General features: G+C 62.1%; 13 protein-coding genes and 1 tRNA gene. 9 read left to right on the top strand and 5 right to left on the bottom strand.

What is annotated here, in order from left to right; translation table 11 throughout:
• Positions 1-20 precede the first annotated feature (20 nt).
• Genes QP978_RS06940 through QP978_RS06930 form a run of 3 tightly spaced genes read right to left on the bottom strand, consistent with a single transcriptional unit; the run spans position 21 to position 2,763 of the window.
• On the bottom strand, positions 21-1,250 hold the full coding sequence (locus QP978_RS06940; protein ID WP_049192988.1) for a sensor histidine kinase: 1,230 nt from the start codon (positions 1,248-1,250) through the stop codon (positions 21-23).
• 33 nt (positions 1,251-1,283) lie between these two features.
• Complete coding sequence (locus tag QP978_RS06935; protein ID WP_070546371.1) at positions 1,284-1,964, bottom strand: alpha-ketoglutarate-dependent dioxygenase AlkB family protein; 681 nt, start codon at positions 1,962-1,964, stop codon at positions 1,284-1,286.
• A 16-nt stretch (positions 1,965-1,980) separates the two neighbouring features.
• A complete protein-coding gene (locus tag QP978_RS06930) occupies positions 1,981-2,763 on the bottom strand; it encodes an SDR family oxidoreductase (protein ID WP_070546372.1) in 783 nt (260 codons plus the stop codon).
• A gap of 139 nt (positions 2,764-2,902) precedes the next feature.
• On the opposite strand from QP978_RS06930, the gene arfB reads away from it, so the two are divergent.
• Entirely contained in the window at positions 2,903-3,346 is a 444-nt protein-coding gene (gene arfB, locus QP978_RS06925) for an alternative ribosome rescue aminoacyl-tRNA hydrolase ArfB (RefSeq protein WP_070429282.1), read from the top strand.
• Between the two features lie 41 nt (positions 3,347-3,387).
• Positions 3,388-4,314, top strand: coding sequence for a pyridoxal kinase PdxY (gene pdxY / locus QP978_RS06920; protein WP_284857006.1), 927 nt, complete (start codon positions 3,388-3,390; stop codon positions 4,312-4,314).
• A gap of 65 nt (positions 4,315-4,379) precedes the next feature.
• Here pdxY and QP978_RS06915 read toward each other — a convergent pair whose 3' ends face one another.
• Complete coding sequence (locus QP978_RS06915; RefSeq protein WP_502870678.1) at positions 4,380-5,360, bottom strand: 1,4-dihydroxy-2-naphthoyl-CoA synthase; 981 nt, start codon at positions 5,358-5,360, stop codon at positions 4,380-4,382.
• Between the two features lie 13 nt (positions 5,361-5,373).
• On the opposite strand from QP978_RS06915, the gene QP978_RS06910 reads away from it, so the two are divergent.
• The 5 genes from QP978_RS06910 to QP978_RS06890 all read left to right on the top strand — a co-directional run bounded on the left by QP978_RS06910 (position 5,374) and on the right by QP978_RS06890 (position 10,808).
• The gene (locus QP978_RS06910; RefSeq protein ID WP_284857004.1) at positions 5,374-6,399 is read left to right on the top strand and encodes an o-succinylbenzoate synthase; all 1,026 of its coding nucleotides are present in this window, start codon (positions 5,374-5,376) and stop codon (positions 6,397-6,399) included.
• Positions 6,400-6,500: 101 nt separating this feature from the next.
• Positions 6,501-8,333 (top strand): 2-succinyl-5-enolpyruvyl-6-hydroxy-3-cyclohexene-1-carboxylic-acid synthase, encoded by a 1,833-nt coding sequence (gene menD, locus QP978_RS06905; protein ID WP_049172342.1) that lies wholly within the window; start codon positions 6,501-6,503, stop codon positions 8,331-8,333.
• Positions 8,334-8,400: 67 nt separating this feature from the next.
• Positions 8,401-8,892, top strand: coding sequence for a DUF3592 domain-containing protein (locus QP978_RS06900; protein ID WP_049172339.1), 492 nt, complete (start codon positions 8,401-8,403; stop codon positions 8,890-8,892).
• A 4-nt stretch (positions 8,893-8,896) separates the two neighbouring features.
• Positions 8,897-10,105, top strand: a complete 1,209-nt coding sequence (locus QP978_RS06895; RefSeq protein ID WP_049190593.1) for a glycosyltransferase family 4 protein — start codon at positions 8,897-8,899, stop codon at positions 10,103-10,105.
• Positions 10,106-10,115: 10 nt separating this feature from the next.
• Entirely contained in the window at positions 10,116-10,808 is a 693-nt protein-coding gene (locus QP978_RS06890; protein ID WP_049172335.1) for a demethylmenaquinone methyltransferase, read from the top strand.
• 51 nt (positions 10,809-10,859) lie between these two features.
• Here QP978_RS06890 and QP978_RS06885 read toward each other — a convergent pair whose 3' ends face one another.
• Complete coding sequence (locus QP978_RS06885) at positions 10,860-12,212, bottom strand: geranylgeranyl reductase family protein (protein ID WP_168163113.1); 1,353 nt, start codon at positions 12,210-12,212, stop codon at positions 10,860-10,862.
• A gap of 118 nt (positions 12,213-12,330) precedes the next feature.
• Between QP978_RS06885 and QP978_RS06880 the strand changes: the two genes are divergently transcribed.
• Positions 12,331-13,386: a polyprenyl synthetase family protein gene (locus tag QP978_RS06880; protein WP_049172333.1), complete on the top strand. Its 1,056-nt coding sequence runs from the start codon at positions 12,331-12,333 to the stop codon at positions 13,384-13,386.
• 180 nt (positions 13,387-13,566) lie between these two features.
• Positions 13,567-13,648 (top strand) — tRNA-Tyr (locus QP978_RS06875).
• The last annotated feature ends 101 nt before the right edge of the window (positions 13,649-13,749 follow it).

The raw sequence follows: 13,749 nt of genomic DNA, 5'->3' as shown, positions 1-13,749 counted from the left end.
CCCTGCTTCGGTCGAACCGCTTACAGCCGAATACTGACGCGGAACATGCCGTCGCTTTCACCATAAGTCATCTCGCCACCGAGCTGAGCCACGCGTTCTTCCAGACCAATCAGGCCAGCGCCAGCTCGCTTCCTGGGTTCCAAAGTTTCGCTCTCAGCCCGGTTTGCAGTCACCAAATGAACCCGCGCCGGGCTGTCATCAGCATCGGCAGGTGGATCGATTACCAGTGCCAGCTGACCAGCGCCCGATGAGTGCTTGGCCATATTCGCGGCCAACTCCGTCACTGCCCGCACCAAAGTCAAACGCTTCGCGAGTGGCCAATCCGCCAGGTCTCCATAAGACTCCGGCAGAGTCACCGAAACATCGCGACCCGGCGGACAAACTGCCGCAACCAGACGCGGAATCTCATTCGGGTCAGCGCTAATCTCGCCGCCATCACGTAGCGCATCGACAAGCGCATGCACATCCCGCAACGATTGGTCTGCGGTCTGGGCAATACCTTCCAGCGTGGTCTTTTCAGCAGCGGATTCCGCTCGTGAGCCATCCATCTCCGCCAGGTACAGAGCGGTTTGGGCCTGAACCTTAATAGAGGTGAGTCCGTGCCCCACGACGTCGTGAAGCTCCCTGGACAACTCCAGCTTGTTGAGCGCCACGACGTTCTCCAACTCCGCGGCATGTTCCTCGGCGTTGATGCGCAGCCATAGTGGCACTGCGTACGCGCTCGCCGTGATAAGCACCGCCGGTAGTCCGAAGACCAATAGTCGTTCCGGGGTAAAGCCGAAGGCAGGAACTGCCGGGTTGAGGAAGCTGCCAATCAACCCTAAAAACAGCCCAACGATGCCCCAGGTGCGATTCGGTTCCCACCTGGTCACAGCCCATAGAGATAGTGGGGCAGCAACAATAATGGGGTCTAGCCCAAGGTTCACTGGGGATAGCCACACCAGCAAGGCGAGACCCGCTAGGGCACTGTACGTAACCACAAACGATGCACGCACTGCTTTACGACGAAACGCTGCGGCCCCGGCAATCATCGCGGACAGAATCACATTGGTGACATAAGTAAAGCTCGGGCCATAAGTAAGTAGCGGCGTCATGCTCAACCAGCAGCACAGCAGGAAAGCAGTCGCAATAGCGAGATCGGCAGTTGGGAACGAGCCGACAAAGAAACGTACCCGGCTGCGCCAGTCGAGTGGGGCAGGGGTCTGCGCGGTGGCAGGCTGTGCGTGCATGGAGGAAGCGGTGCGCTGCATGTGTCTAGGCTAGCGGTCGGTGGCTTGCGCGGTTTAGTGTGAGTTTTCCACTTGCCGGAATGTGATGTTGATGCGGCCCTCTTTAAGCCCGCACCCTTCCGGCAGCGTGCCCGGACGAGTCTTGGGCACACCATGAAACGCAAGCCGCTTCGGACCACCAAACACAATCACATCCCCGCTGGCGAGAGTCACGTCATCCCAGGGTTTGTTGCGGTTTTCAGTCCCGCCAATGCGGAACAGAGCCTCATCGCCGATAGAGAGTGACACAATCGGGGCAGGGTAGTTTTCGTTTCGATCCTGGTGCATCCCCATGGTGGCCCCGGGCGGGTAGTAGTTGACCAACGCCATGTCGGGCCGAAAAGTGGTGGGCCACTGGCTGAGGGATTCGTCGTAAAGCGCGGCAGCGCCGAGTGCTTCGGTAGCGAGCTGTAGCAGGTTGTCAGGCACGGGCGGGACGCGAACGCCGCCTGCGTGCGTGACGTAGCGGTAGGGATTGGTGGCCCACATGCGGCCGAGATGCAGCATAAAGACCTGCATCTGACCACTTTTGAGCTGCGGGCGAGTCATGGCCAGGGGAGTGCCGGCAACGTCGCGGGCGATGTCGCGGAGTTGCGTGATGATGCCCGCCTGCCGGTCCAGGGGAAGCCATCCCGGCAAATGAACAACTCCCGGCGTGATGCGGGCATCGTCGCGCGGGAGTTGATCGAAGAGCATAGGTCTAGTTTGCCTCTTAACCCGCGATGATTGCGTTAACCGGGCGGGAAAGGAACTGCGGACCAATCTTGCCCAGGTAGCGCAGGATAAAGTCTGCCGCCGACACCGAGTAGAAGTGACGCTGGCGCTCAATGAAGTTCTGCGGGTGCGTTGCCTTCCACACAGCATCAGCGACTTGGTTCGGCGTAATGCGCACGCCAAGACGACGGGTGGAACCGGCGGAAACGTCCGCCAGCTTGGTCTTCGCCCACAGCGGCATGATTGCGACGACGCGGATCTTGTCCTTGCGCCACTCCAGATCCAGAGCCTGCGTCAGACCAGAGACGTAGAACTTCGACGCGGAGTACGGCGCGATGTGCGGCTGGCCGTAAATGCCCGAAGCCGAACCCATGTTGACCAGGTGAGACCCCTTAGTGCGCTTCAGGTACGGGTGCGCCGCCTTCGCGCCCAGTGTCAGGCCGGTGCAGTTGATGTCCACCTGCGCGCGGATAATCTCCGGTGACTGGTCAGTGATATCGCCATCGCCGATGATGCCCGCGTTATTGTCCAGCACCGTCAGCTTGCCGCCGGTGTGGGAGGTGAAGTCCGCAAGCGCGTCCTCCCACTGCTTAAAGTCCGTCACGTCCAGCTTGCCGACGATTACCTCCGGGCGCTCAGCCTTGAGCTTCGCCAGGGCATCCTCATTGATGTCGTAGACGCCGACGGTCCAGCCTGCAGCCAGGAACTTCTCGGCCACCGCGCGGCCAATGCCCTGCGCGCCGCCGGAGATGAAAATGGACGGGGAATCAGAAGTGGCCATGGTGTCTCAATCCTGCCTTTTCTTGCTGTTTTTATAAGTGGATAAATGTTATTTGCCAGCTTAGGTGAGTATTTGTTGTTTAACCGCGGATTAGAGGAAACGCGCCCTGATTACAAACGCGCCCTCTACACTGGCCACCATGAAACCCCTGAACATCCCACCAGGTCCCGGCATCCCAAAGGGCCTCGTCATCCCCGCGGCGGAGCTCACCGAACGCTTCGCGCGCTCCGGAGGGCCGGGCGGTCAGGGCGTTAACACCACCGACTCCAAGGTGCAGCTATCGGTGGATATCGCCGAGCTCAGCGTGCTTTCCGACGTCCACCGCCGCCGCGCTCTCCAGAACCTCAGCCACCGCCTCGACGGCACCACACTGACCGTGTCCGTTACCACGCAGCGCTCCCAGGTACGCAACCGCGCGGAAGCCAGGCGGCGCTTAGCGGAACTCATCCGAGAAGCTGTGCAGCCACCGCCTCCGAGGCGCCGGCGGACTCGACCGAGTCGGGCCTCGATTGCCCGTCGTAAAGCACAGAAGCAGCGCCGCTCCGAGCTCAAAGCCAGCCGACGTCGCCCCAGCGCCTACTAGGGAATATGGGATTTTCGCGCATCCGTTGCAATATAGATGGTATGAGCGAAAACCAGGCCCCTACTGAAAAGGCAGCTGAAACTGTCGCGGAGTTCAACCGCGTGCCCTCGATTCTGTCCATCCAGTCGCATGTGAGCTATGGCCACGTGGGCAACTCCGCTGCGGTCTTCCCGCTGCAGCGCGCAGGTTTTGAAGTGTGGCCGGTCCACACCGTCGATTTCTCCAACCACACCGGCTACGGCCAGTGGCGCGGCCCGATGATTCCGGCCATGGATGTGCGCGAGGTCATCAAGGGTATCGATGAGCTGGGCAAGCTTGACGACGTCGACGCGATTATCTCCGGTTACCAGGGCGGTAGCGATATTGCGGATGTCATCATCGAGGCCGTGGCGATGGCCAAGCAGCGCAACCCGAAGGCCATTTACTCGTGTGACCCGGTGATGGGAAATGCCAAGAGCGGCTGCCACGTCTCGGATGACATTCCGCCGCTGCTGCGCGACAAGGTTGTGCCGGTGGCAGACGTGATTACGCCGAACCAGTTTGAGCTGGGATACCTGACGGGCCGCGAGGTCAACGACCTGGAGTCCACCATTGCGGCAGCCCATGCTGCCCGTGAGATGGGCCCGGAGGCCGTGTTGGTCACCAGCGTGCTGCGTCCGGAGCGCAAGGAGGGCGAGATTGAGATGCTCGCCGTCAACGGCTCGGGCGCATGGCTGGTGGCGACACCGTACCTGCCGCTGAAGCGCAACGGTTCCGGCGATGTCGCGGCTGCGCTGTTTGCAGGCAACCTGCTGCGTGGTCGCGGTATTTACGGTGACCTTTCGGTCGCGCTGGGCAACACCGCGGCCAGTATCTTTGAGCTACTGAAGGTCACGCACGAGTCCGGCTCTGGCGAACTGGAGCTCATTCGCGCGCAGGAGGCCTATGTCCACCCGGAGCAGCGCTTTGAGGTTACGAAGGTTCAGTAGGGCTGGGGTGCAGTAGGGCTGGGGGCTCACGCCGCTAAGCCAGCCCTAGCAGTGTCCCAACAGGCCTAGTAATAGAACGGGAACTCGTCCCAGTTCGGGTCGCGCTTTTCCAGGAACGCTTCCTTGCCCTCGACGGCCTCGTCGGTCATGTACGCCAGGCGAGTAGCCTCACCCGCGAAGACCTGCTGACCCATCAGGCCGTCATCGGTCAGGTTGAAGGCGAACTTCAGCATGCGCTGCGCCGTCGGGGACTTACCGTTAATCATGCGACCCCACTCGACCGCGACATCTTCCAACTCAGCGTGGTCGGCGACCTCGTTGACGGCGCCCATGCGGTGCATGGTCTCAGCGTCGTAGGAGCGGCCGAGGAAGAAAATCTCGCGGGCAAACTTCTGACCAACCTGCTTCGCCAGGTAAGCCGAGCCGTAGCCGGCATCGAAAGATCCCACGTCAGCGTCGGTCTGCTTAAAGCGGGCCTCCTGGCGCGATGCCAGCGTCAGGTCACACACCACGTGCAGGGAGTGTCCGCCACCTGCGGCCCAGCCATTGACCACGGCAATGACAACCTTCGGCATAGTGCGAATTAGGCGCTGCACCTCCAGGATGTGCAGGCGACCTCCCTCGACCTTGGCGCGCGCGGTATCGATGGTGGATGCGTCCGCGGTAGCGTCGTCATGCTCGTGGGACGTTGCGTACTGGTAGCCGGAACGACCGCGAATGCGCTGGTCACCACCCGAACAGAATGCCCAGCAACCGTCCTTGGTGCTCGGGCCGTTACCGGTCAGCAGCACTACGCCGACATCCGGGGTGCGGCGCGCGTGGTCGAGCGCGCGGTAGAGCTCGTCGACAGTGTGCGGACGGAACGCGTTACGAACCTCCGGGCGATCAAACGCAATACGCACAATGCCGTTCTCGCGGCCCTCGCCGACGTGGCGGTGGTAGGTGATGTCGGTCAAATCCTCAAAACCATCAACCGTCTTCCACTGCTCGGGGCGGAAGGGGTTATCGGTCGAGTACTTCGCGGTATCAGTCATGGCTTCCAGCATAAAGGTCTCTAGCATGAGGGGTATGTCTGTGTCCGCTGCGCCCAACATCCAGCTTCCGCCAATCGACGACATCCTCGACCGCGCCCACGTCGTCGCGCTGCCCATGGCAGTGAAATTCCGTGGCGTCACCACCCGCGAGGCACTCCTCATCGACGGCCCCGTCACCTGGGGCGAGTTCGCTCCCTTCCTGGAATACGAGGCGTCCGAGGCCGCCGCGTGGCTGCGCTCGGCCATCGAATGCGCATACGTCGGCCTGCCCATCCCGAAGCGCGAGTTTGTCGAGGTCAACGCCACCATCCCCGCCGTCACACCCGACCAGGTGCCGGAGGTCGTGGCGCGCTACCCCGGGTGCCGCACGTTTAAGGTCAAGGTCGCAGAGAGCGGCCAATCGCTTAACGACGACATCGAGCGCGTAGCCGCCGTCCGCACCGCGGTGGCGGAAGCCTATGGCTATGAACCTGTGGTGCGGGTGGATGCGAATCGTGGCTGGTCGGTGGAGCAGGCCATCCGCGCCGCTCATGAGTTGGGGCCGCTGGAGTACATGGAGCAGCCCGTTGCGACTGTCGCCGAGCTGCGCGAGGTCCGCGACGCAGTGGGGGAGTTTTGCCCGGTTGCTGCCGATGAGTCGATTCGCAAGGCCGAGGATCCGTATTTGGTTGCGCGCGAGCAGGCTGCTGACGTGGGCGTAATGAAGGTTGCGCCGCTTGGTGGGCCACGCCGTTTGCTTCGGTTGGCCGAGGAGCTGACGATGAAGGTGACCGTCGCCAGCGCCTTGGATACCGGCGTTGGTATGGCCGCCGGTTTGTTCACGGTGGCGGCCCTGCCTGCTACCGAGCTGCAGCCGGAGCCGAATGCGGCGGGGTTGGCCACGTCCTCGCTGTTTATCGAGGACGTCATCGAGCCCCGGCCACTTATCGATGGCCGACTGCCCGTCACCAACCCCGCGCCCGACCCTTCCCGCCTGGCCGAGCTCGCCGCGCCGGGCCCCCGCCGCGATTGGTGGTTCGACCGCCTCCGCGCGGCGTATGCCCATCTATAACGCCAAGAAAGTGACTAGGTTTATGACACTTTGAGCCCGAAAAACGGCTTCCAAACTGACATAAACCTAGTCAGTAACTCCCGGCAAGTAGCCTATTGAGTGTGAACAATAACCAGGACACCTCTCAAGACCCGGACACCGGCGCGGTCGAAACCACTCACGCCGCCCAGTCCACACAAGCCCCATCCGCAGTGGTAGCGGGCCTCATCGTCGATGAGCTGCTGCGTCTCGGCATGGTCGATGCCGTGGTGTGCCCGGGTTCCCGGTCCGCCCCGCTCGCCCGCGCTCTGGTCCAGGCCGCCGACGCGGCGAAGGTTCGCCTCCACGTACGTATCGATGAACGCTCCGCCGCCTTCCTCGCCCTCGGCCTGGCCTCGCGCACCCGCAAGGTGACCCCGGTAATTACAACGTCCGGCACAGCAGTGGCGAACCTCGTGCCCGCCATGGTGGAAGCCACCGCGTCGGGCATTCCGCTGCTGGCACTGACCGCCGACCGCCCCGCGCATTATCGAGGCACTGGCGCGAACCAGACCATCGTCCAGGATCGCCTGTTCGCTGATGCCTCCGTTGTCGAGTTCGATCTGGACGGCACCGCCCCGGTCACGAAGGCCACCGCCGCGCAGATCCGCGCCCGCATCGATCGCGTTGTCGCCGCCATGGCATCCGGCGCCGGCCACCTTAACGTCCGTTTTGTCGAACCGCTCGTGCCTGACGACGACTCCGTCGCCGACATCCCCGAGGGCCGCGCCGACGGCGGCCCCTGGACCACGATTGCGCCTACCAACAGCAACAACGTCGGCGCGGCCGCCATCGCAGCCAACTCGGCCACCGCAACCGGCCCGGCCAACTCGGCTAGCACAGCCACAATTGACATCAGCCGCCGCACACTCGTGATTGCGGGTTCGAATGCCTCGCACCTGCCAGAACTGGAGGATCTGCCAACCATCGCTGAGCCGAATGCATATGCGCCGGCGCACCCGGTTCACCCGCTCGCGGCGGGTACTTTTGCGCAGATTCTGCCGGAGCAGATTGTGTTAGTCGGCAGGCCGACGCTGCACCGAGGTATCTCTAAGCTGCTGGCCAATCCGGATATCGAGCTGACCGTTGTCTCCGAAGCGGAAAACCACGGTTTTGGGGTGGAGTTCCCGGATGTGACGGCGAACGCAAGGGCCGTCGTTAGGCATGTGCAGACTGTGGGGGAGCAGGACCCGCAGTGGACGAAAATCTGTGAGGCTGCCAGCGAATTGGCGGTGAAGTCCGTGCGAGAGACGCTTACCGAGTCGATTGAAGCGGAGGAACCGCTGACCGGATTTCATGTGGCGGCGGCGCTGACGGATAGCCTGCGCACGGGTGACAACGTGGTGCTGGGCGCGTCGAACCCGGTGCGCGATGCGTCGTACACGGGCCTGCCTTTCCCGGGTGTGAACACGTATGCGGGACGAGGTGCCGCGGGCATCGACGGCACGGTGGCGACGGCAATCGGTATTGCGCTGGCGTCCGACCGTGAGCATGCCGACGAGATTCGCCCGCCGCGGACGATTGCACTTATGGGTGACCTGACGTTCCAGCACGACTCCGCAGCGTTGGCAATTGGGCCGCTGGAGCCGAGGCCGGAAAACCTCACCATCGTGGTGGCCAATGATGCCGGTGGCGGTATTTTCGAGACGCTGGAGGCGGGCAGCCCGGCTCTGCGGGGAAGCTTTGAGCGCATCTTCGGCACGCCGCAGGACGTGGACTTTGAGGGCATCTGCCAGGCTTACGGAGTCGAGCACGTGCGTGTCGACCGCCTCCCAGATCTGCTCGCGCAGCTGCACCCGGATACCGATGTCGACGGCATCCGCGTCATCGAGGTGGCGACCACACGTGCGACGCGTCGGCAGTTGCACCACAAGCTGGCATACAATGCGGAGATTGGGGTGCTGGACAAGCACTAGCCGGCCGGCAGCATCCAATCAGAGCTGGAAACAATCAGGGACAGAAAAATAGGAGGTCGCGACCGCCATGCAGTGGAAAACTGCCCTGGCCAATTGGCCGCGCTTCCTTCGTCAGGTACTGCTCTTTGTGATGATTTGCCTGTTGCTGTCGTGTCTGGCCATGGTGGTTGGCTGCTTCATTAATGACCGCAATATCGAGTCGAACATGGGGCAGTCCGTAGCCAATGTGCGCTCGGTCGAGCTCCTTCGCACCACGGTTGATTTCGTCGACGAGAATGGCGATTTTCAGTCGCCACCAACCGGTTTGCTCTATCCCGTTGGTCTGGAAGAGGGGCAGCGCGTCCGCGTCGAATACGACCGCACTGATCCCAATGTCGTCCGCGTCGCCGGGCGCACATGGACGCTGTCACTTCTCCCGGCGACCAGTATCGCTGTGGTTACATTTCTCGTCGTCGCGCCGTTGTGGTGGTCGTCGTTGCGCGCAACCCGTCGTTTACAAAGAGATCCCCAAAAGGTAAACAGAGGGTCACTTTCGCTTTCCGACGAGATGGAAAACTAGCACCATGCGCGTTGCCATCATTGCTGAAAGCTTCTTGCCCAACATCAATGGAGTGACAAACTCCGTGCTGCGGGTGTTGGAACACTTACGCCGTGAAGGACACGAGGCGCTGGTGATTGCGCCGGGTGCTCGGGACTGGCAGGAAGAGGCAGAGTTCTACTGCGACTACCGCATTGAGCGTGTGCCCACTGTGATGGTGCCGTTGATTGATTCGCTACCGATTGGTGTGCCGAACCGTCGGGTAGCGTCGGCGCTGACGCAGTTTAAGCCGGATGTTGTCCACTTGGCTTCGCCATTTGTGCTCGGTGGTGCGGGCGCGCTGACTGCCAAGGCACTGGGCATCCCGGCTGTGGCCATCTATCAGACGGACGTTGCGGGTTTTGCCAAGAACTACAAGTTGGCGGGGCTCTCCACGGCCGCGTGGTTGTGGACGCGCGTGATTCACAACTCCTGCGCCCGAACGCTGGCGCCGTCCTCGCCGACTATTGAGGACCTGCAGGATCACAAGATTCGTGATGTCTACCGCTGGGGCCGCGGTGTTGATGCGGTTCGCTTTACTCCGACAAAGCGTAGTGAAGAGCTCAGGAAGCAGTGGAGCCCGGAGGGCAAGCCGATTGTTGGTTATGTCGGCAGGCTCGCGGCGGAGAAGTCTGTGGAGCGGCTGGCAGCGCTGAACGGCCGCGATGATATCCAGGTGGTCATTGTCGGCAATGGCCCGGAGCTGCAGAAGCTGCAGAAGCAGATGCCGAATGCCGTCTTTACCGGACAGCTCACCGGCGATAAGTTGGCAGCGGCATTCGCCAGTCTGGACGTGTTCGTCCACACTGGTGACTTTGAAACCTTCTGCCAGGCGGTACAGGAAGCCCACGCCTCCGGTGTGCCGGCCATCGCTCCGAACGCAGGCGGCCCGCGCGACCTGATTACCAACGACGTCAACGGCTACCTGCTGGAACCCAAGACTTTCACCCGCGATCTGTCTGAGGCGGTCGACAAGCTACTGCTCGTCGACGATGAGCTGGCACGCAAGCAGCTGCGCAACCGCTGCCGCGACACCGTGACCGAACGCACCTGGGAAGCACTGTGTGCAGACCTGGTTCGCCACTACGAGGAGGTTTCTGGGGTTTCCGCGGCCGAGACGTCAAGCAAGGTCGCAGCAGATGCGATTGATGCCTCCCGTGCAGGTGCTGCTACGCGTCAGAAGTCGGTCGCGTAATCTGGACATCGTGTCTAGGGCTGATTTAACGAAAAATCCCAGCGAAGTCGCCTCGATGTTCGACGGCGTGGGGAAGAATTACGACATCACTAATACCGTGCTCACCGGTGGCATTGACCACTACTGGCGCGTGCGCACGGCAAAGCGCCTGAACCTGCAGCCCGGCCAGAAGGTCCTCGACCTGGCCGCCGGTACGGCTGTTTCCTCGGTGGAGTTGGCAAAGTCTGGCGCATACGTCGTTGCCTGTGATTTCTCCCGAGGCATGCTCAAGGCCGGTGCACACCGCGATGTTCCCAAGGTTTGCGGTGACGGCATGAAGCTGCCATTCCCGGACAACACCTTCGACGCGGTGACCATCAGCTTCGGTCTGCGCAACATCGTGGACTACAAGGCGGGCCTCGCCGAACTAGCCCGCGTGGCCAAGCCCGGAGGCCAGCTAACAGTCTGTGAGTTCTCCACCCCTGTGGTGCCGGTGTTCAGCACCTTCTACAAGGAATACCTGATGCGGGCACTGCCGCAGATTGCCAAGGTTGTCTCCTCGAACCCGGAGGCCTATGTGTACTTGGCGGAGTCGATTCGCGCCTGGCCAAACCAGCCGCAGCTTGCCCGCGACATCAATGCCTCTGGCTGGGAGGATGCCGGTTGGCAGAATCTCACCTTCGGTATCGCAGCGCTGCACTCGGCAACCAAGCCCGTGCAGTAGCTCGCTAGCTCTCAGTCGGGCTGGGTCGCAGGGGCCGTCGTAAAGCGATTCCTACTGCCAGGGCTGGCGCCCGAACCACTTATCGGAGGCCAGCGCTGTCCTCCCCGAAGCGCGCCAGAGTCGCGCCACTACGTCGCGGTCGTGTTCCGTGACCAGGTTTCCCATCAGGCGTGCGGCAACACCCATGAGCTGGCTTCCCCACGGGGCGCCGATGGTCAGCGGGCCGACCGTGGGAAGGAAGCTCGGGTACGTCAGCGTCAGCGCCAACTTGCGAGCCAGCGAGAAGCCGGTGCCGTAGTGGTCGCGAAGTAGGGCGGGCCAGGAGTGCGTCAGCCCATCGCGGCCCGCACCAATCGAACTAATCAGCTCCACCGCTAGCCGCGCCGACTCCATGCCGTAGTCAATGCCCTCACCGTTGAGCGGGTTGACCAAGCACGCAGCATCACCGAGCAACGCCCAGTTCGGCCCCGCCACATTCGACACGGCACCGCCCATCGGCAGCAGCGCCGACGTCACGTGCTCCGGCTCGCTCATCTGCCACTGATCGCGCACCTGTCCGTGGTACTCACGCAGCAACTTCTTCACGTTCGTGCGCGCCGGGCGTGCCGATGTCGCCAGCGCCCCACACCCCACATTCGCCCGGCCTTCTCCCAGCGGGAAAATCCAGCCATAGCCTGGGTGCGTATGCCCTTCGGAGTCGCGCAGTTCCAGGTGCGAGTGAATCCAGTCATCCGCTACGTCTGCGCTGTCGAAGCTGACATACGACCGTGCGGCCACGCCAAAGACGCTGTCTCGATGCCACGCACGCCCCAGCTGCTTGCCGACGGTACTGCGGACCCCATCGGCCACGAGCAACCAGCGGGCCGAGATGGTGTGTGGCTTGCCCTCGCGGTCGGAAAGCTCCACCTCGCGCACGCCATGACCCCGCGTGCCGCCAGTGTTCAGCGCTCCGAGAACCACCTTCCGCGCTGCGACTCCATCAAAGACCTGCGCACCGGCATCAGCGGCGGCATTGAGCAAGAAAGTGTCGAGCTCAACTCGCGGCATCGCGGATCCGACAGCGGGGAAAGTGCCCGAGGCATCATCTGGCCAAGGTGCGGTGATGGAGCCGCCGAAACCGTGTAGCTTGAGTCCGCGGTTGCGGTTGCGGCGCAGGAGCTCGTCGTCAAGCCCTAGACGACGTAGCTCAGCGATGGCACGAGGAGTGAGCCCGTCGCCACAAGTTTTGTCGCGCGGGAAGCGCTGGGAGTCGACCACAGTGACCGAAAAACCGGCGCGGGCGGCGTGAATTGCGGCTGCAGAGCCGGTGGGGCCAGCGCCAACAATGAGCACGTCAGTGCTGCTGGGTAGCGCGACGGTGCCGTCGAACGTGGGGGAAACTCGCGAAATCGGGCTTGAGGTCATTGCCCCAGCGTATAACGACGTTGAAACAAATATGGGAACTGGTCTGCTAGCCACTATGCTCGTAAGGTAGTTTATTTAGCAGTTTCTTATCTTTTATCGTCAGTTAGGCAGGTCTCGAATGCGTACTGGAGACTACTCCGGGCTTAGTTCCGGAAGTGCTCAGGGCACTGGTGAGCACACCGCCACTAGTTCTCACTTCGTTGATGAGGCGCTGGAAGCAACAATCACCGAGGGAATGCGCAAGAGCGAGGACCTCCTGATTACCGAGCTGGGGCGCGGCGAGGACTTCCTAGTCGAACGGGTTTCCCACCTAGCTCACGCTGGTGGTAAGCGCTTCCGCCCGATGTTTACCATGCTGGCCGCGCAGTTCGGGGAGAACCCGGAGAGCGATAAGGTCATCACCGCCGCGACGGTGCTGGAGCTGACGCACCTGGCGACGCTCTACCACGACGACGTCATGGATGAAGCGGATAAGCGCCGCGGCGTGCCCTCCGCAAACTCGCGCTGGGACAACACCGTCGCCATTCTGGCCGGTGACTACCTCTTCGCTGCTGCGTCCCGCCTGCTGGCAGAGCTCGGCTCCGAGAGCGTGGCTCACTTCGCTGAGACCTTCGGTGTTCTTGTCACAGGTCAGATGCGAGAGTGCCTCAACGACTTGGACCTGCCGATTGAAGAGCGCATCGAGCGCTACCTGAAGGTCATTGCCGAAAAGACCGGTGTGCTCATCGCATCGGCCGGTTATCTCGGCGCCTATCACGCCGGTGCGTCCGCCGAGATTTCCAACGCGCTGCGCCGCTATGGCGAACTAATCGGTATCGTTTTCCAGATTGTCGACGACATTATCGACATCTCCTCCAATACCGATCAGTCCGGCAAGACTCCGGGCACTGACTTGCGCGAGGGCGTCTTCACGCTGCCGGTTCTCTACGCGCTGCAGGAGGACACCCCAGCCGCTGACCGCCTCCGCGAGATTCTCGTCGGCCCAGTCTCCGACGACGCGCTTGTCGACGAGGCCCTCGAGCTCCTGGCTCAGACCAACGGTGTGGCTCGCGCGATGGAGAAGGTCAATGAACTGCTGGATGAGTCCGACCGCGTCATCGCTGACCTTCCTGACTGTGCGGCCAAGGAGGCCCTGCGTCACGTTGCTCGCTACACCGTGGAGCGCGTGGGGTAGTGGATTGAGCTCCATCAGCGAGATGGGCCTAGGGGCGAGCACTGCTCTGAGGTGAGCTCTGCTCTGGGTTGAGTTCTGCTGAGGGGTGAATCCAGGTAGGGAAATATCCTCTCGACCTGCCGATTTGTGTAAATGACAGAGTAGTGGGTAGCATTCCATTCGCACCGTTTAAGAGTGCACGCCAGATTGCCCGAGCGGCCAAAGGGAGCGGATTGTAAATCCGTCGGCATTGCCTTCGTTGGTTCGAATCCATCATCTGGCACAGTGAAATCACCGCGAGAACTTTCGGGTTAAGTAAAGAAAAGTGTGTCTTTTCCGGGCGTGTTGCGGTTATTTGATCCAGCCTTTTTGGATGCCGAGGTT

The sequence above is a fragment of the Corynebacterium sp. MSK035 genome, from assembly GCF_030232615.1.
GTDB classification, from domain to species: Bacteria; Actinomycetota; Actinomycetes; order Mycobacteriales; family Mycobacteriaceae; genus Corynebacterium; species Corynebacterium jeikeium_D.
The sequence above is the reverse complement of the archived record's forward strand: the minus strand, read 5'-3'. Positions and strand labels throughout refer to the sequence as shown.